This is a genomic window from Chitinophaga sp. G7 BAM 1005 (assembly GCF_057126945.1).
Genome location: NZ_CP181478.1, coordinates 3,624,883 through 3,645,490 on the forward strand (window position 1 = coordinate 3,624,883; position 20,608 = coordinate 3,645,490).

The window sequence follows — 20,608 nt, forward strand, 5'->3', positions numbered from 1 at the left end:
GATGATGAACAAATTACCTGTCCTTTTGTACGATGAGATAATAAAGCCCGAAACCCAATGCAATGAAAATAGCCTCGATACCGTATGGCACCGGGGATTCGGCGTCAGCAAAAGAAAGGAATCCGATCACCACCAGGCCCAGCCCCCCAAAAAAGAGTACAAGCGCCCATTTAAGTGCCTCGCGGCGGGAAGTAGACAGCTGCCCGAGGAACGCTACTGCGGCGGCATCTGTTATACCTGAATCTATAATATGTTTTTTCAACTTATAGTTGAAATAGGCCACTATCACCACTGCAATTGTTATGAAAAGCGCTACCGGTAAAAGAAATACCAAAGTTTTAGGATGCATGTCAGTTCGTTTATAAGATGATCTTCCCCCAGTAGACACCAATAAAATCTAAAAAGTTGCAGCGTTCAGAAATTTCTTTTTATGGCTTAAAAGACTGGGGAATGCTCCTGTCAGATTTCCTGTTTACCCGCTCCTGTAAACGGATTTTCAGCCAATGCCTCCCTGATAAGGGCCCGGGCAAAAGATGCCGTGGAATCGACTATAATCATCTCATCTACCGTACTTTCTGTAAATACCAGGGACAAGTCCGTGCACCCCAGGATAATGGCATCCACCTGTTGCTGTTTGAAATAACTGAGTGCCTGCCCGCTCCATTGCTTTACCTGGTGTGTTATACTACCGGGACAAGCTTTGATACCATCGCGGGGATCATATATCATTCTATGAATAATATCATTCTGAAAGCGGGCATCCGGTATCACCACTTCAAACCCCATTGTTTCCAGGACGGTTTTATAAATACCGGACCTGTAAGTACCGTTGGTGGTCATCAACCCTATACGCCGCACACCCAACAGGTTATCCTTAATATGCCGGCAGGTTTCAAAAGGCATATTAAGCAAAGCAATACGACTGTCGGGGTGTTGTATCCTGCCGGCAATAACATCAAATATGGCAGGCGAATACACAGTATTGCAAGCCAGGCCCACAACCTCCGCGCCGGCCACCTCCAGTTTCCGGATCATCTTAATAATGCTGTACGCAGGGTTTACCGAAATATATCCGTCCAGGTATTGGGTCCTGTCGCCGATAGCATCGGGAAATGACATCAATATAACCGGCAAATGTTCCTGGTCAAGCGTTGCGGGCGTCATCAACAGAATGCTCTTAAAAAGGGCAAGCCCTGCCTCAGGCCCCATTCCGCCTATAATACCAATTACCTTGTTTCGTCCGGGCTTCATATCTGTTAAAATGAGTATTATGAATGTAATTTCCCGATCACTTCCGCAACCGGTGCTTCCCGCCGGAAACCGGCTCTGCTGGCACTTACCTGCTTGATCAGGGCTTCCTTTACCTCTTCCACTTCAATTAGCTTCATACAATCATTACCAATCGGGCATGACCGGCCCCACAAATAGTGAAAACAAGGAGAACAAGCCACGCCTTTATAAATATTAATATTGTTTTCATGTCCCCAGTGTAAGGGACTTGTATCTCCGAACAATACCACGCCGGGCAGGTTGAAAGCATTGGTTGCATGCGCAAAGCTTGATTCCACCCCCACAAATGAAGTTGCATATTTAAGCTGGCAAAGTGTTTCGCGAAGCGATAATTTATCCCTCCAGTCAATGGCTCCTTCCACGGTTGGTTCATTTGGCATCCCAATCTGGATAAACGTTAACTCCGGTAACTCTTTTACCAGGCGGTTCCATTTTTTAATGTCCCATAAATGATTGACGGAGCATTTGGAATAGGTATGAATAAAAACAACGTTTTTAAAAAACCTGATCCGCTCCCGGGCCTGCTGTTCCTCTGCTGCTGTGAAAAACAGCTGTATCTTACGATCCCCATTCAGCTTCACATCGAAAACATCAGCCGCTACTTCTTTATAATTCTTTTCGTATATCCATGTAGCCGGAACATAGTTCAGATACATGTGATAATACTTTCTGTCTTTGATCCACTTTTTCTTTTTAAAAAGATATACATACAAGTGACGGGGATACCTCCACATGGAGGTAACATGCAATTCCCTCAATGAATCAATATGAGGATTGTTCAGTAACACCTGCTTATGTCCCGGATGAAAGTGCTGGTAGTACACAATAATCCTTGAGTGGGGATTTTCCTCTTTGAGGGCTTTCAAAGCGGGGGTACAGAGCATCAGATCACCGATACCACCCCAGGTAACTACAATAATTTCTTCACGCATTTAAAATCCAGTTCAATTGTTCTAAAGCTGCTGTACATACCTTTTTATTCTGGTCCAGTACCCTTGACCGGAACTGGCATCTGTCGAGGAACGGCCGGGAGAGTTCCTTCTCTATCTCGTGGTTAATGACTGCCAAACGGGTTTTCACTTCATCAGCCCTCGCCGTGATTTCTTCATACGTCCTCGTCTTCATAGAAAATAAAATTGCCGGTGTATTAATCATTTGAAACAGCTCCACTGCTGCTGCCGGAATAAACGGCCTGCTTCTGAAGCTCCTTCTCACATTTTCTCAAATTAAAATCCAATGTAAATTCTTCCGAATGGAGGGCTTTTGCTCTGCTAAAATCCCGGTAGGCCGCATTAAAATCTTTCTGTTTCATATCCAGTGTGCCCAGCAGGTAGAAAGCCCTGGATGCATCCGGGTACAGGGTAGTATTTTCCGTCAGTAATTTCCGGGCTACGGCAGTATCTATTCCGATAAAAATATGTCCCAGCTCATTCAACGTATTTACACCCAGCTTTTGTTCGCTCTTTAATCTTCCTGCATCTGCTATCATCGCATCTCCGCCTGCCTGTTTGTACTTTTTTAGCAATGTAATGGCATTACTGGGATACTGTTCATAATATTGTTTGGCAAACTCAGATTTGATATCCAGCCGGACAGACATATCCACGAGTCGCTGCGAAATAAGCTTACCCCGGTCCGAGTTGGTCATAAATATTATGCCCCGTTTATGAACAACAGAATAGAAAACCTGGCATTTATAACCGGGATTGCTGCCTCCATGTGCGATAATGGTATCTTTTGGCGTATAAATAACTTCATACCCTCCTCCGAAGTAATGGTTGGGAGGAAAATAATCATCCAGGCTTGTCGTTTTATGCAGGATATCGTTTATGCGATCCCGTGATAAATATTTGCCATTGAACATGCCTATCAGCAAATGAGCATAGTCCAGGGCAGTAGTGTTAACACCCCCAGCCGGAAAAACCGACTTATTTTTCCATTTTGGAATTTTTCTCTCCAGCACATCATGTCCATTTGAATAATTACCCGGAACACTATCTTTAAAACTGGTAAAGGTTCTTTCCAGCTCCAACCGCGATAAAACCATCCTTTTTTCAATATCCTGGTAAGGCTCTTTGAGTATGGTTTCAATTACCCGGGCCAGGTAATGAAACCCTTCCCCTGAATAAACAAATTTCTCACCCGGGTTAGAAACAATATCGAGGGTATCGGGATTAAAATCGGATTTCCAGTTCTCAATGCCAGAGCAATGACCCAGAATCATCCGGGGAGTTATCAGTCGATACCGCGCATCATGTTTAAGCCGCCCATACTCCAGGTACTGGTACATGGGCTTATCCAGGTCAAGCTTGTGCTGATCCACCAACTGGTATACCATGAACAACATGAAATTTTTCGAGAGTGAACAGGCCTCAAAAAGAGTTTCATCATTTACGGCTTCCGGCTGCCCCGACTGCCTGTAACCATAGGCATGGTAAAAAGCAACCTTATTATTCTCTATAACGGCCAGGGATACACCGGGAATCCCCACCTCTTCCATCATGTGGTTTACTTCGGCATTAAATGCCTTGATATCCACCTTTCTGCCGTCGGTTTTAAAGTATTTCGGTGATTGACCCGGACTATACTGAAAGCACGCGGTGAGCAATAACACTGATACCACCGTTGTATTCAAAAACTTCCGGGCATATGCCACTGAAAAATCAAATATTCTCATAAAAAAATAATAAGATGAATGATTGCCTGGGCCATTTAGAATTTCTCTATTTTCATTGTGAGAGATGTAAAGGAACGTTCGTCATTATAAATTTCCAGCTTGCCATGTTCCATTTTCAAGATCTTATCTGCCACATCGAAATAATGGTCATCATGAGTAACGGCTATAACGATCTTTCCCGCTTCCCTCATTTGTGGCAGTAGTGTTCTGTAGAAAAAATTACGGTATGCAGGGTCCTGATCTGCTGCCCACTCATCAAAGAGGTAGATGGGGGCATCTTCCAGGTAGCATTGCAACAGCGCCAATCGCTTTCGCTGCCCGCCAGACAGGTTAATAGTGGTATATTTGTTATCCAGGATACCGACGATATTTTCGAGGTTCAGCACACGCAGATATTTTTCTATCTCATTTCTTTTATTGACAGTGTCAATATTGTACAGTTTTCCAAAGATGTACAGCGGGGAAAATACCGCGGAATAGTATTCGCTCAGGTCGCAGCTTTTAAGCTCTTTTTCATTAATAGTGATCGTTCCTTCAGAGGGCTCGTATAAACCCGTGAGCAGTTTAGCCAACGTGGATTTACCACTGCCGTTTCCTCCAATGATAAAGAGTATTTCTCCGCTCCTCACTTCAAGATCAATGGCCCCTACCTGGAAACCCTCCTGGCTGTTATAGGCAAACTTCAAACCTTGCGCCTTTATGCTCATCACTTCGGACTCCAAAGGAGGACTAAGTTCATGTAAGTCGAGATTGGACGGTATTTCGGATAAAAATTGCTGGATCCTGTTCCAGGCAATCCTCAACTGTAATATAGAAGGTGCTGCCGTCAGTAACCTGTTTACCGGTCCGATAAGATATAAAAGTACGATCACAAAATTCATGATGGTACCTGACTTAGTGTCTGTAAACAACCGCGGGATAATAAATGCCACCGTACCCAGCAAAAGTATCAGCATAGACTCTCCCAGCAAAGATGCATAGAGAAAACGCATGGCTGCGAATGATATTTTCCGGCGATAGCTATCCGCTGCATCTGTAATATCCTTATAATACTCCAGTTTCTTTTTCCGCTGCAGAGAGATCTCTTTAAACCCGTCGATCATGCCATTGGTCAGTCGCATAAAAATATTCCTGGTATCACGGGCTTCTTCATAATATTTATTGGTGCTTTTGCTGACAAAATAATATAGCGTCGCCAACGCAACAATGAGTATTAATGTCATGAGCGTTGCCCAGAAAACCATAGTAGCCAGGTACAGGAAGGCGACCACAGCAGTGAATACACTGGTCACCAGCGTAATGGCCATATTGGAAGAATTACCGATGGTGTCCACATCATCGTTTACAGAGGTGTATACCCTTCCCCTGTCCATGTTCTCAAATTTTTGGTAAGAGGTAGAAAATATTTTCTCAAAGACCTTGATCCGCAGTTCAAATCCGATACCCTTGGAGAGCTCAATTAAACTGGATTGCACAAACTTCCTCCCGAACATATGCACGGCAACTGTTAACAGGAAATAAAACACCAGGTACTGTAATTCTACCTTACTGTTAATGGCAGATACAATCAAAAGTATCAATACCATGTTAGACATTCCAGACACGATGCTTACCAGCAATATTTTTGGAATCACCCGTTTGTACTTGTTCTGCTGGGGGAACAGCAACGTAATAAAGTATGCCAGGTAGGTTGTCACCAGCGATAATAACGCAAGGCCTACCATTGCCACAAAACTAACCGGGCTCCAGACAATAACGGGCTGCCAGCTCATCCCTAACAGGGCGTGCGGTAACATATAAAATCCATATAAAAATGGCAATACCAGCACAATTGAAAGTCCTATCCGTCCCACTGTGCAGATGTTCGCTCCTTCCAGGCGCCTCGTGCCCGTGAATATCTGGTATATCACCATTCCCGTGAAGCCGAGCAGTACCAGCAGGTAGATGCACAGTGCCGCACATACAATACTATAAGCTTTATCATTGCCATCAGGAACCGTAAATTCCCTGTCTCTTATTTCTTTTGACACCAGGTCCAGCAGTGAGGCGCCGATAATACGCGTAGCGCCACTGTTTGAATTAGCCATCACTATTACACCGGTTTTCTCCCCGGGATCAAATGCTGCGTAAGAAGTATAGTTAGGGTTCAGTCCCCCGTGATAAACAGCCCCATCTCCCATCAATGAAATCTGCCAGCCCATTCCATAGGAAGACATATCATGTATGGGCACAGTCACGTCCCCTTCATGTGTTTTTGCTATGAGCGGATAAAGATTTGAAGGCTGCAGACCCATTTGCAGCTTCAGCCATTTCGCCATATCCCGTATATCAGATATGATGTATCCCGCCGCATTATTTCCCCTGTACACAGGCGCATCATATCTCCGGGGTTTAAAGAAGCCAATCTTATAACCGGCAGACATGAAGTTGCTGTCTTTCGGCGCGCCAATAGTAGTTTGTGTAAGGCCGAGGGAATCCAGTAAATTTTTCTGCAGATAGTCTTCAAAGGAACCTCCGCTGCGTAGCGCAATAATATAAGCCAGTATATCATAGTTCACCGTGGCGTACTCGAAGTACAGGCCCGGCTTATTCGCCAGTTTGACGCCGGAAATATTCCGTATGGTCTTTTCCAGGGCATTGCTGCTGTCACTTTCCGGAATAAGTGAAATTGTTTTCCAGGGCAACCCACTCGTATGATGCAATAAATGCCTGATTTTTATTTGCGCCGGCCGGCCGTTGTAACTCACCTGAAACCACGGCAGGTAGTCCCTAACATTAGCATCCAGGTCAAGCAATCCTGCCTGTTGCAGCTTAAGTGCAGCCAATGCAGTGAAAGCCTTGCTGCATGAACCTATCTGGAATAATGTGGCGGGGGTGACCGGTATTTTTTTATCCAAATCAGCAAACCCGTAGTTCCTGAAAACGGTTGTATTCCCCGAGATAATAGCAACACTAAGTCCCGGAATGCTACCGTCTTTCATCAGCTTACTCACAATGGAGTCTACCGCATGTAGTGGAATAGTGTCAGCCCTGGGGCCGGCAAAGCAAAGGTGGCCGGAGTATACCAGTAAAAAAACAAAAACCGGTATAAATTTTAAGGCAGTCACGATAAAAGATGCGATGAATTTGCTCATTCTGCTACTTTGTGCGGTGAGGTTTGGCTAACTTTTTCGGCAATCTGTTTCAGGGTACAATTAAAATATATACTGAAGGGGAGATCCACATTAAATTGTTTCTTCATTCTTTCGTTATTGATCACCAGTAACAACGAGTGTCCGCCCAAACCAAAAAATGTATCATTTAGTGTCACCTGTTCCAGTCCCATCAATTCCTTCCATATCAGTGCAATCTGTTTTTCCACAGCTGTTTGTGGCTGAGCAGCTTCGTCTATCACAATGGCCGATCTTTCCAGCAATGCAGGAATGGCATCCCGGTCCACTGTTCCAGCCGCTGTCAATGGCAGGTGTCCAAATTTTATGACATCGGTAGGCATCATATGCCTGGGCAACTGGCTTCTCAAATACTTTTTTATCTTTCCAACAGTCGCCGACTTCTCAGGCAGCTCCACCAATGCCAGCAGCCTCTTGCCAGGTTGCTGATTCCCTGGAATAATGACTACAGTATTGGTTACCTCTCCATGCCGCATGATCACAGCTTCAATTTCTGATAAGTCTGCCCGGTGCCCACTCAGCATTAGCGGACCGGCTTCCGTTGCGGAAAACCCGACTCCTTTCTCCGCTAAGTATCTTGCCTGCCAGGGTGTTTTGATTACACTGACTCCCAGTTCCGGGAGCGGAAAATATAGCTGGCGACAAAGTTCTTCTTCCGTCAGATAATCACTGGCCAGGCCGGTACCACCTACACATAAACTGCCATATAAGCCATCTGCCTGTAATTTGTTGTTCCTGTTAACGATGTATAAAGCAGCTCCCGGTAAAGCCTGGTATAGTATCCTGGCATTTGTGGCGCCAGGTGCAGGAAGCGTACGTCCGCAGACAAAAATTGCATACTCCGGTGTTCCAAACATGTCTTCCAGCAGGATATCCGTATTCAGCTGGCTGAATTTGCGAACAGGATCTGCCCAGGCGCCGATACCGGTGAGAAAGATATGCTGAAGGGATTTAATTTTCTCCCGTCCCCGGCGTGTTAACACGTCAGTAAACGCACTGAATACCGGCGCTTCAAAATGTATGTGTGTGATGCCATAAACCTCTATCCAGCTTATGATCTTATCTATTTCGCTTTCGTTTTCCGGAGGAAGAATGGACAAGCATCCTCCTGATAAACACCAATTGAATATCTCCTGCACGGAAGATTGCAGACTGGTATCTGTTCTTAATAAGTAGCCGCCTGCTTCCTGTACCGGGTATGTATCCTGCATTCCTGCCAGGGCGCTGAAGAGTGCCTGGTGACTGAACATGAATCCAACAGGATTTGATAAAGACTCCAGGCTATATATGACGTATGCCAGATCATCGGCAGTTACACCGGAAGCCGATGGAAGTTCATTGCATTCCAATATGGAGTTCCACTCCTGCTGTATGTTAAGGACCTTTACATTTATAGCTAAAACATCTAACGTGTTGTTCGCCGTTATTAAAACCCCAACGCCCGCCTTGCTGATAAGCGTATCGGAAATACCGGGAGGATAAGCGGGATTCAATGGAACAAAGGCTGCACCGGTTTTGAGAATGCCTAATATAGCAGGAACCAGGTATTCATTCCGCTCCATCATTACACCAACCAGCATCGATTTCCCGACACCTGTATTTTCTTTAAGGTGATATGCTATCTGACCGGAGATACGGTCAATATCCGCATAACTCCAGGAAACATCCTTATATCTTATAGCGGTTTTTTCCTGGAAACGGCTAACGGATTTTTCGAACCGGGAGAGAATCGTTTCTGTTTGCATACTATTTCCATTTCCCGGGAAACGACCCAACAGTGCTTTCCGTTCGTCTTCGCTGACTACATCAATATCGGCAATTTTAATGTCAGGATCTGCTACCACCGCTGCTACTATTTTTCTGAAGTAAGCGGCAAATTTCAAGATAGTTTCCGGTTTGAACAGGCTGTCCTGGTAGCCAATAGCCAGTCTTATTTCACCATTATTTTCAAACGCAGTTAAAGACATATCAAATTCAGCTACGAGATGGCTGGCTTTGTAGGAGGATATTTTTAAATCAGGAATAACAAACCTGGTTTCTTCAAAATTCTGAAATACGAACATGACATCATACAATGCGCTGTGCGCTCTTGCCCGTTTGATCTTTAACCTGTCTAATAACCGGTGATATTCATAGGACTGATTCTCCAGGAAAGCGAATGTCCTTTCCTTCACCTCATTCATAAACTGCCGGAAGCTTAGTTGTTCTGCCGGAAAATTTCTGAAGGGCAGTATTTTAACAAACATGCCCAACATATGCTGCAGGTCACTATGATCCCTTCCCGATGCGGGGATACCGATCATGATATCCTCCTGGTTGGTAATTTTTTCAAGCAAAATATTGTAAACGGAAAGCAGTATAATGAACAAAGTAGCTCCTTCTTTATCAGCAATTGCCTTGAGACGACCGGTATGTTCCTCTTCAATTCTGAAGTTGACGTTTCCTGCATGATTGTTCTTTTGTTCCGGCCGTTCAAAGTCAACCGGCAAATCTAACTGCGGCATATCCCTGGAAAGCTCCTGGTACCAGAAATCATTCTGCTTGTCCATTTCGGTCCTTCTCTCCTCTGTATCCAGCCATTCCACGTAATCCTTATACTGTAACGTTAACGGCGCGAGTGTGCCATTATTAAACAATGTCTTGAATTCCCTGATAAATATTCCCCAGGATGTACCATCCATTACCAGGTGATGGGTATCCACTACCAGTACATGCTTTTCCGGTTGCATTTCAATTAATGCTACTCTTAACAACGGTGCGCGGGAAAGGTCGAAACGTGCAATGATCTGCTGCACCAGCTGTTTAACATCTTCCTCTTCAGCCACATGATGTGTTATGGTAAGCGCAGCACTATCTGCAATCTGCTGCACCACCTCTTCCCCTATCACCTGGAAAGAAGTACGGAATGCCTCATGCCGGGCTACCAGTTGCTCCATTACCTGTTTCAACTTGTCTTTATCCAGGTTTCCTTCTATCACCACTACCCTGGGCATGTTGTAAGCGAGGGTCTGTTTGTCGTATTCTGAAAAGTAGTATATCGCTTTTTGTGCCGGCGAGAGGCTATAATAAGGCTTGGGGGTTGCTTTGGGCACACGGGACACCTGCATTGCCCCCACCTGCCGGATATACTCCGCCAGGCTGGCAATCACGCGTCTTTCAAAAATTTCTTTGAGTGGCACCTCTGTTCCCAGCTCGCTCAATATTTTGTTCACCAGTACAGTTGCCCTCAGCGAATGTCCTCCCAGGTCGAAGAAGCTGGAATTTACACTGATCGAATCTTTATCCAGCTTCAATATATCAGCCCATATTTCCACCAGCTTCGTTTCTACTAATCCGGATGGTGGTATATACTCATCCGTAGCGGATACGTGAGGCTCCGGAAGTGCTGCTCTGTCCAATTTTCCGTTTGAAGTTAGTGGGAGGTGATCCAGGTAAACAAAGTAAGAGGGAATCATGTAGTCCGGTATTTTCCCTAACAGGTAAGTACGCAGCTCTGATACCTTAATCTCCTTCTCAGCAGTATAATAGGCCACCAGGTATTTGTCGTCTTCCTTTTCACGGGCTTCCACCACCACTTCACCAATATGGCTGTTACCTGATAAGGCATGCGCTATTTCTCCCAGCTCTATTCGGAAACCTCGTAATTGTACCTGGTGGTCTTTCCTGCCAAGGTATTCAATTTCACCACCGGGCAACAGACGGCCAAGGTCGCCGGTGCGGTAAAGCCGCCCGCCGGTTTTATACGGATCCTGTACAAACTTTGCAGATGTTAAGGCTTCGTTGCCCAGGTAGCCCCTGGAAACGCCCGATCCGCCTACGTATAACTCACCGGTGACCCCTGCCGGAACCAGCCGCTGATGCGCATCCAGCAGGTAAACAGATAAAGTAGGGATAGGTTTGCCGATGTTGCTGATATTACTGCCGATCTCTTTTTCTGTGATCTCTTTATAGGTAACATGCACGGTCGTTTCCGTAATCCCGTACATATTAATCAGCTTAACAGCAGGATACATCTCCCGCCACGATTGCAATTTCCCCGGCCTCAGGGCTTCTCCCCCGAAAATAACATAGCGTAAAGACAGCCCCGTTACAGACAATTGCAAAAGATTATAAAAAGCGCTGGGCGTTTGATTCAGCACCGTCACCCCTTCTTCCCCCAATAATTTAAGATACAAACCTGTATCACGCGCTGTCATCTTCGGAACGATAATCACCTTGCCGCCGGTTAACAATGCCCCAAAAATCTCCCATACACTGAAATCAAAGCAATGACTATGGAACATCGTCCAAACATCCGTGGGGCCAAAAGAAAACTGGAAATCATCGTTGCTGAGCAACCGCACTACATTACGATGCTCTACCATCACTCCTTTGGGATTCCCTGTTGTTCCCGAGGTGTAAATAACGTAACATAAGTTCGATGGTAACGGCTTGTCAGCCAAAACAGCGGGGAACTGCTCCCGGTCTTCTATCCGCACCACCGCTATACCTGGCTTTACCTGGTCAGCAAATTCCTCTGTTGTCAGCACCAGTCGCGTCTGACTATTATCCAGCAGGTAATTCCTCCTTTCCTCCGGATAGGTAATATCAACCGGCAAATAGGCGCCACCGGCTTTCAGAATACCCAGCATGCCTACTACCATTTCTATCGAACGGTCCATCAAAAGACCTACTACAGCATCAGGTTTCACTCCCCGGGCCGTTAGCTGCGCGGCCACCTGCCCCGCCTGTTCATCCAGCTGGGCATAGGTAATAGCGACGCCTTCATATTGTACGGCTGTATTCCCCGGCCACTTGGTTACCTGTTCATCAAACAGGTCCAGTATCGTTTTATCTTTAGGATAATGGCTGTTGGTATAGTCCAGGCTATCCAGCAATCCCTGCTTTTCTGCATCATCCAGGATATCTATCTCCCATAATTGCAGCGAAGGTTGCAGGAGCAAACTATCCAACAACCTGGAGAAGCGTTGCATCATTAACTCAACAGAAGCCTGGTCGAAGTATTCCGAGTTATACAGCATCTTACCTTCAACCCCATCTTCCGATTGAAGCAGCAAGAGATTGAGATCATACTTGCCATATCCGTAGTTGTACTCGTATAAATCAATATGCAGATCGTCAATCCGGGGAATTTCGTAAGATTTATTTTCATACTGGAACAGCACGTCAAACAATGCTGTTCTGCTCATATCTTTTTCAGGAGCCAGATAGCTTACCAGCTTATCAAAAGGGATATCGCTATGCGAAAGATCCGCATTAAACTGGTTGTTAAGCCTTGTCAGGTATTCCTGGAAACTATCTGAGGGAAATATCTGGCTGCGTACAGGCAGCAGATTCGCCAACGGTCCTGCCACGTCCTGTAATGCGCCATTGTTCCTGTTATCTGTACTGGTACCAATAACAATTTCTTCGTGCTGAACATATTTATAAAGTAAGATTTTAAAAGCCGCCATTAAGATCAGCCGGGGTGAAATGAGCCGTTGCTCTGCATAACGCAGCACCTGGGAAGAAATGTGCTGAGATAAGCTGACATCAATTGCCGCCCCTTTATAAATATGCACGGCAGACCGTGGACGATCTGTTGGTAACTCCAGTGCTTTAAGTCTTGTTCCCAACCGTTGTTTCCAGTAAGGGAAAAGATAAAAATACAATTTCGATAAGGGGCCCCGCTGCCATTCCGAAAACTGTGCATAACGCAGTCTCTCTGTTTCTTCCAGGAAAAGTTCACCCTGTGATCTTCTCCGATAGTTTTCCAAAATATCCCGCGCTATCTGTAAAGTAGCGTGCCTGTCCACCACGAGGTGATGAAAAATGAGCAGCAGCTTACAGCTATCTGTATCTATTTCAAACAGCACGGCCCTTATCGGGGGTTTGGCAGGATCAAAAGGCTTATCTCTCTCCGACGTAATTTCAGCTTCCAGGGAACTGTCTTTGTGCCGGTAGGTTCTTTTTTCCAGCTGTATACCAGCATCATTTACAGGTTGCTGGAAGATGATATCTTTCACCTCAACAAAACAGGTTCGGAGTGCGGAATAATGTCTTACTACGCTATTGACACTTTCTTCCAGCCATCCAACATTCAACGTTCCTTTCAGGTCAATCTCCAAAGGGATATTGTGATAAACGGGGCTTCCATTGTACAGATAGTCTTTCTCGAATTTATCAATAAACCATAATCTTTCCTGGTGATAAGATGTGCGTACCAGGACCAACTCTGCCTCGGAAGTACGATTGCCGGACACCGTCAATTCATTGAATACCTGCAGCCGCTCCTGTTCAGTGAGCAGCGGGATGTTTTGCAGGGAATTCCTGCTGTTCTGTGTGATCCTGGAAAGCAGGCTCAAAAAAACAGCCGTGATATTCTGAACAAAGTTGTAAGTGAACCTGCTATGATGATACCAGACATCCAGCTTCTGGTCCTCTTCTGCATGAAAAGAAAAGTAAAGATCCAGTGAGCAGCCATTGACATCGATTGGCAAGGCAATACCTTTCATACCCAAACCTACACCTGATATGCGTTTGATAGCCGGACTACCTGCCAGGATTCTTTCCAGCGGATACCTGGCGTGCCGGAAATCATTGAATAAATCTTCCTTAACAGCGTTGAGCAGCGCGCTAAAATCTGTGTCGGGAGCAATGTCAATGCCTACAGGTATGACGCCTTTTCCTGCATCCTGTTTCTCTTCTTCCGAATAAGTATGGGTAAACAGCAATACTTTGCCGGTCGATGAATATTTTTGTATCAGTACCGACAGCGCAGACAACAGCACAATATGCTTCGCTTTATCTGACGAGGCAATACCGTTCAGGTTCCCGCTGACATGCCGGGGTATTTCCACTGTATAAACTCCATAGGTATTCCCTGAAGGCAGCTGCTGATCGTCGGTAACGCCATCGAAGTAGTTTTCAGCCCTGAAGTCCTTTAATCGCTGCTTCCAGTAATTCCTGGCAGATATATTTTTGTTGGACTCTAAAGCTTTAATATTTAACATAGAATTTTCAGACATCGCCAAATACATTTTAGGGTAAAGAACATTGCAGCCGGGATAAACTGCGACAAAAAGAGAGGAAGTACCGGGTTAAAAATTGAAGGAGATATCATCTTCCATCAGATCTATTGCCTGATCCGAGCTTTGAATGATACTGGCAAGATCTTCATCCAGCCTGCCCACCACGTTCTCCAGCAATGCTTTGAACTGCTGGGCCAGCAATATTATATCGGGTCTTGTAAAATAGTCGGAAGAATATTCGAAACGGAAAGTAAATGACTGATCGCTGTCATATACATACAGTGTCAACGGATATTTGGAGCTGTTGTTTTCAAACGGGTATATAACAAACTCATCTTGCTGTCTCTCCTTTCTGTCCTCAAAATTCTGGAAAACGAAAGCCACATCAAAAAGGCTTTTAACAGGATTGGTCCTGTTATTATTCAGCTCTCTTACAATATCTCCCAGATCATATATCTGCCTGCTGTTGGCTTGCAGCATATAATTATGTAATTCAGCGATTGCATCTTTAAACCGGGTATACGGATTTATCTGGTAGCGGACAGGCAACATCTTCACGAACATGCCCACCACATTTTCTGTTTCCTCCTGCATCCTGCCGGAAGCAGCGGTTCCCACAACGATGTCTTCCTGCCCGGAAAGCTGGGAAAGGAACAAAAAATATACAGTAAAAAACCCTGAAAATGCGGTTACATGTTGTTCTTTCAGAAAATCAGTAAACGGCATTAAAAGATGATTGTCAATTTTGAGCGTAACATTCCCTCCATGATGAGATACCCCATCGATGATTTCTTTTGTTACAGGAAGCGTAAGCCTTGGTACACCGTATTCAAATGTCTTCAGCCAAAACTCCCTGTGCGAGAGGTATTCTTCCGTAAGCCGGAATTTATGCTCCCATTCGGAATAGTCCTTATACTGTATTTCCAGTTCGGGCAGGCGCTTACCGTAATAGCTGTTCAAGAAGTCGTGATGAAGAATTTTCTTTGAGATGCCGTCACAGATAATGTGATGGCAATCTATTACCAGTATTTTCCGGCCGCCTTCCTGGTGAATAAGTGTGCAGCGGAAAAGAGGGGCTTTATCCAGTTCAAATGGATGTATAAGTTTTAAAATAATATTATGGAGGTCTGGAGCAGATGTGGTAATATGCTCCAGGGAGAAATCTACTTTATCATGGAGATGCTGATAGAGCTCCCCATCCCTGATATGGAATTCGGTTCTAAGGCCTTCGTGTCTTTTCACAAGTGCGTGCAGCGCCTGTTCAATTCTGTCCTGGTCGAATGATTGGGAAACATCCCAAGCCATAGGAAGATTATAGGACGTCACTTTTCTATCCAGCTGATAACTGGCATAAACACGCCGCTGGGCGGAAGAAGCATGATAGGCCGGCTTTACATCTGCTTTGGGTATGATAAATACATCATCCTTCATCAATGATCCGACAAGCGTTGCCTGTTTCTTTATCGTAAGATTTTCAAACAGCTCACTTAAAGAAACCCTGACGCCAAACTCTTTGAAGAGCCTGGATGATAATCTCATTATACTCAATGAATTTCCCCCAATGCGGTAAAAATTTTCATTAACAGATATCGATTTATCTGTTAAAATATCTTTCCATATCTCCAGTATTTTTTCTTCCAGTTCATTCTCCGGGATGGAAATTTCCCGGGCTACAATTTTACTTTGCAGCGTCTGGTAGTCTACCTTTCCGTTGCCTAGCAATGGAAGCTCACTTACTTCTACAATAGATGCAGGCAGCATTGATGCGGGCATCAGTTCCTGCAAATGCTTCATGGCAGCGTCAGAGAGCTGTTGGGCACCGTCTTGAAAATTTTTCCTGGTGATATAGGCAACCAGGGCATCGTCGATATTTTCTCCTGCATGCTTTGTCACTACTGCCTCCTTTATAAAGGGGCTTGTCAGAAGCATATACTCAATTTCATCCAGTTCTATCCTTATTCCTCTTATTTTCACCTGGCGGTCTTCCCGGCCAATGAGGTCTACATTTCCATCGGGCATCAACCTTGCCCTGTCTCCTGTTTTATAGACGGCTGTTTCGTCTCCGGCAGCAGACCTGAAAGTCAGGAATTTCTGCGCAGTCAACTCCGGATTATTCAGGTATCCTTTTGTGAGATAAGCAGAAGCAATGTACAGATCGCCCACTATAAGCGGATCGCAAGATTCCAGGTTCTCATCCAGGATCAGCAGGGCTGCACCATCCATAGCAGTACCCACTGAAATCCTTGCAGCGTTTACATCTTCTGGCTTAATCCGGTAGCAGGATTTTATCATGGTGGCTTCTGTTGGACCATACAGATTCACCAGTTGGATGCGGACGCCAAACACCCCATACCATCCCCGCAGTTCCAATGGGTTAATTCTTTCTCCTGACAGCAAACAATATTTCAGGTGCCGGAAAAGATCCGGTGATAATGCTGCTGAACTTATTATCCTGAACAAACTGGGTACACAATGAATATACTGTATACCAGCATCATTTACCCAGGCAACCATTTGTTCCGGCAATGAAATCTCCTGTTTAGGAGGCGGAATGCAGATAGTACCACCTGTCAGCAGCGGTGCAAGAATATCCCGGAGATATGCATCGAAGTAGGGGCTGATGAATTGACTGAACCTGCTGCCTGCAGTAACCTGGAACGCGCCTGTTTCCCACTGCAAAAATTGTATCAGGCTACTGTTCCGGCCAACAATGCCTTTAGGTATCCCGGAAGAGCCAGAGGTAAAGTATACATATATGCTGTCATTTTCTTGAAACGCCGGGTAGTCAAATGGCTGCTCAATATAGTCCGCAGTGGATTCCAGCAGTTCCTCTGCAAGGATAACCCGGGCGGAACAATAATTGCCGGACATGGCGGCGATGTTGTCTGTGGTGGAAGTGATCAGAAAAGCAGGTTGCAGCTCGTCCAGGACGGCCTGCATTCTTTTCTGGGGAAGCGATGCGTCGATAGGAACATACACGCATCTGGCATTGAATATGCCAATCATGGCATAAATATTCAGCAGCCTGTTGTCAGTTACTACCACAACGATGGTGTCAGCCGGGCAAGCTTGCTGTATAAAAAAACCGGAGATTTTGTCAGAGATGGATAACAACCTGGAGTATGATATTTTCTCCTCGTCTACTTCAATCGCAATTTTGCCTGCATGTGCACGCAGACTTTTGTTTAATTCCGCTTGTAGAATCATGATAAAATTATTATGGGAAAACAGATTTACAAACTTTCAGCAACACAGTATGTTGCGTCTGTAAGAGAAGCGTGTGCGACAGCTTCAGGCAGGGTGGCCTGGCATAGTCCCGGGTTAATAAAGTAATAAGGTTTCAGTTGAATGTTCGGGCAAACATAGCTTCGCTAAAGGTTGTCACAACTTAAAGTTAACAACAAAACAAAAATGAGAACTTAATGAAAATTATTTGCCTATCTTCTCACAATATAATTATTTACTTCAGGTTTTCGAAACTATTTTAATGCTTTTCTAATTTTTTTATATTCGCTTCCTGTTCAGCATGTTTCAATAATAGTACTGCGATATCCCTGTGCCCATTCTTCTGCGCACATTCAACAGGAGACTCTCCTTTGCGGTTAACAGATGCCAGGCTGGCGCCGTTACAAAGCAGGGCATCAACGAAATTCACATGCCCTTTATCTACTGCACGCATCAACAATGATTCACCGTCAGCATCAGGCTGATCTATATCCACCCCCTTCTGCAGGAAGCGTTGCAGAAAAGATGACAACTCCGGAACACTAAACATATCAATGCCCTTTCCAATAGGAATGTCAAACCGGTGCCACCAGAAATTAACGCTGACGGACATATCAAGCGACAACACATTGTGCCACCAGCCTGTGGGTATATAAATAATGTCACCCGGATCAACAATACAATGATAAGGCTGCGCCTGTAAAAAGAGCGGAAATTGTTCTACATCTGCGTCGTGCAGTTCCACTTCGCTCATATGCCATTTACCCGGCAGCTGACTAGGATACAATAACGGTGTATCTTCCGGAGAAAATAACACCATGTCTTTTCTTCCGCAAACCTGGTAAAAGAAATTATGACTGTTGTCATAGTGCAGCCCTGAATCACAACCGGCTCCGCCCATCCATAAATTTACCTTATCCAGGATGTCCCCATCCCGGATGAATGCAGGTATTTCAAGATCATCCATCAGCATTGGAAAGAATCCGGGTATTGATAACTGCGCCAGGTAATAAGAGGTTCCCTTGCTGGCTGGCAAGGTGAATAAATCGGATACTTCATCGAAAGGGCCGCCGATCCACTTAACTTCCCTGATAGCATAGTTATAACTGCCCTTCTCCGTATAGGCCACCCGCACTGTGGTCGATCCGATCTTTTCCTTCAGATAATCAACCGACCATTTATTGAAGCAGGTGTTGCCTTCCAGGCCGCCTTTAATTACTACCGGCTTCCTGTTATAGTAGAATGTATTAAAATCTGCGTCAGATAAAGCGCTGACAGTGTCGATGTTTCCTGCGATATTCATAGCATTATATATTTTGATGGTGATGAACGGGCGATTCCATAGTCTATTTAGGGTTGGACTGACACTAAAAATATAAATCATGCAAAATGCCAAATGAGATAACGGTCATTAACAGATCATCTTCAAATGGCGCATTGATATAAAAACCTGGTTGTTTGTAAATATTGACAAGCCGCTGCACTTCTGCCGGATCAAAAACGCCTTGTTCCTTAATTGTTTCAAAAGACAACAGTTCATTGATATACGCGATATTGCGTTGTATCAGGTAGGGACTTCCGGGAGCCACAAAACCAAACTTCTCCCGATCCACTACCTTTTGCGGAACAAACCGTTCCGCCATTTTCTTCAGTATATATTTTTCCGTATAATCCTTTAATTTCAATTGAGCGGGTATCCTGGTAGAAAACTCCACCAGGTCCTTGTCCAGGAACGGATACCTTACTTCCACTGAATTCGCCAGCGCCATCCTGTCTCCGTGATCTGAGATCAGATGATCCACCAGCCGCAGTTTATAATCTATGTAGGCCCTTTTATGCAGCACATCCCTGTTCCTGATCCGGTCTGTATTCACAACAGGGTGCTGAAGGCAGTCAATGTCGTCAAAAATGGCTCTGAGTTCTTCGGAATATAATTGTTTCTTCACCTTATTAAACTGGAGAAAATCACGCTCGTAAAAAAAACTCCTATCATTCCACACATGATGCCGCAGGCGCTCTTCAGCCATCGTAGCCGGGCTTCCACCTCCGTTGTCATGCCTCATTTTATCAAAACGGTAACCCACATAACCGGCAAACAATTCATCCGAACCTTCACCGGATAATATGACCTTGACCCCTGCCCCGCCCGCAGCCTCAGATAAGGAAAGCGAAGCTGTATTATAGGTTTCCTTTACAGGGCATTCGCAATGATACACCGCATGTTTCAGGCGCAGGCTTATATCATCATAAAAAAAAGTCTTCTGACTCAGCCGGGCATTGGCACGATCCGCCACCAACCGCTGGTACATCGACTCTGACAAACCGGATTCCACGAAATCTATTGAAAACGCATCTATGTGCATAGAAGGCTGCAGGTGTCGCATTTTCATCAGGATCATGGAAGAATCCAATCCCCCGCTTAGATAGAGTCCAACAGGAACATCGGAGCGCAAACGCAATTTTAAGGAAGCCTCGAACAGCGACTCCAGCTGGTCAATATACCATGCTTCATGCTGAAACGGGATGTCTGCATGCTGTTCAGGATAAACAAGGTCCCAGTATTCGTGTTTTGTCAAACTTCCGCTGGCACCGATTTCCAGGTAGTGGCCGTTCTCTAGGCTGTAAATATCCCGGAACATGGTTCTGGGGCTAATTAATCCCGCAAACGTCAATACCTGGTCAAGCCCTACAAAATCCACCTGGCGGGGAGCATCCGGATGTTTTAAAATGGCTTTTATCTCCGATCCGAAAATGAAACTGTCACTCGTTTTGGTATAGAAGAAGGGAATAATACCCATATGATCCCTGGCACAGAACAGCGAGCCGCACTTTTTGTCATAAAGTGCAAAAGCAAACTGTCCATTGAGCATATTCAGAAATCCCATGCCGTGTTCCTCATACAAATGAACAATCACCTCCACATCGGAACCGGTGGCAAAGCGGTGTCCTTTCTCCATCAATTCCTTCCTGATTTCAATGTAATTGAATATCTCCCCATTGCATATAAGTACAACAGAGTTGTCCTCATTGTGAATGGGCTGCATCCCGTTTTTTAATCCAATAATACTTAACCGGCTAAATCCAAAGGCAAGGTTTCCGGACACCAGCGTGTCCTGTGCATCCGGCCCTCTGTGGATCAACTGCGCATTCATTTGCTGAACAATGGCCTGATCATTTCCGGAAGCCGGGCGTTTAAAATTTATAAATCCGCAGATACCACACATTTGCTAAAGAAT

At 45.1% G+C, this 20,608-nt stretch carries 10 protein-coding genes; all 10 read right to left on the reverse strand.

Annotated elements, in window-relative coordinates:
* Positions 1-13: 13 nt before the first annotated feature.
* The 10 genes from ACMXI2_RS14425 to asnB all read right to left on the reverse strand — a co-directional run bounded on the left by ACMXI2_RS14425 (position 14) and on the right by asnB (position 20,596).
* Positions 14-349, reverse strand: coding sequence for a hypothetical protein (locus tag ACMXI2_RS14425; RefSeq protein WP_483782264.1), 336 nt, complete (start codon positions 347-349; stop codon positions 14-16).
* Positions 350-459: 110 nt separating this feature from the next.
* Positions 460-1,251 carry an aspartate/glutamate racemase family protein gene (locus ACMXI2_RS14430; RefSeq protein WP_483782265.1) on the reverse strand — a complete coding sequence of 264 codons (792 nt, stop codon included), beginning with the start codon at positions 1,249-1,251 and terminating at the stop codon, positions 460-462.
* A 17-nt stretch (positions 1,252-1,268) separates the two neighbouring features.
* Positions 1,269-2,222, reverse strand: a complete 954-nt coding sequence (locus tag ACMXI2_RS14435) for a glycosyltransferase family 9 protein (RefSeq protein ID WP_483782266.1) — start codon at positions 2,220-2,222, stop codon at positions 1,269-1,271.
* On the reverse strand, positions 2,215-2,415 hold the full coding sequence (locus ACMXI2_RS14440; RefSeq protein ID WP_483782267.1) for a hypothetical protein: 201 nt from the start codon (positions 2,413-2,415) through the stop codon (positions 2,215-2,217). The genes ACMXI2_RS14435 and ACMXI2_RS14440 overlap by 8 nt, the downstream gene beginning before the upstream one ends.
* 22 nt (positions 2,416-2,437) lie before the next feature.
* The gene (locus tag ACMXI2_RS14445; RefSeq protein ID WP_483782268.1) at positions 2,438-3,967 is read right to left on the reverse strand and encodes a serine hydrolase domain-containing protein; all 1,530 of its coding nucleotides are present in this window, start codon (positions 3,965-3,967) and stop codon (positions 2,438-2,440) included.
* 35 nt (positions 3,968-4,002) lie between these two features.
* Positions 4,003-7,101 (reverse strand): cyclic peptide export ABC transporter, encoded by a 3,099-nt coding sequence (locus ACMXI2_RS14450; RefSeq protein WP_483782269.1) that lies wholly within the window; start codon positions 7,099-7,101, stop codon positions 4,003-4,005.
* A complete protein-coding gene (locus ACMXI2_RS14455; protein ID WP_483782270.1) occupies positions 7,098-14,129 on the reverse strand; it encodes an amino acid adenylation domain-containing protein in 7,032 nt (2,343 codons plus the stop codon). The genes ACMXI2_RS14450 and ACMXI2_RS14455 overlap by 4 nt, the downstream gene beginning before the upstream one ends.
* 87 nt (positions 14,130-14,216) lie before the next feature.
* The gene (locus tag ACMXI2_RS14460) at positions 14,217-17,354 is read right to left on the reverse strand and encodes an amino acid adenylation domain-containing protein (RefSeq protein ID WP_483782271.1); all 3,138 of its coding nucleotides are present in this window, start codon (positions 17,352-17,354) and stop codon (positions 14,217-14,219) included.
* 277 nt (positions 17,355-17,631) lie between these two features.
* Positions 17,632-18,675, reverse strand: a complete 1,044-nt coding sequence (locus ACMXI2_RS14465) for a cupin-like domain-containing protein (RefSeq protein WP_483782272.1) — start codon at positions 18,673-18,675, stop codon at positions 17,632-17,634.
* 64 nt (positions 18,676-18,739) lie between these two features.
* Positions 18,740-20,596, reverse strand: a complete 1,857-nt coding sequence (gene asnB, locus ACMXI2_RS14470; protein ID WP_483782273.1) for an asparagine synthase (glutamine-hydrolyzing) — start codon at positions 20,594-20,596, stop codon at positions 18,740-18,742.
* Between the last annotated feature and the right edge of the window lie 12 nt (positions 20,597-20,608).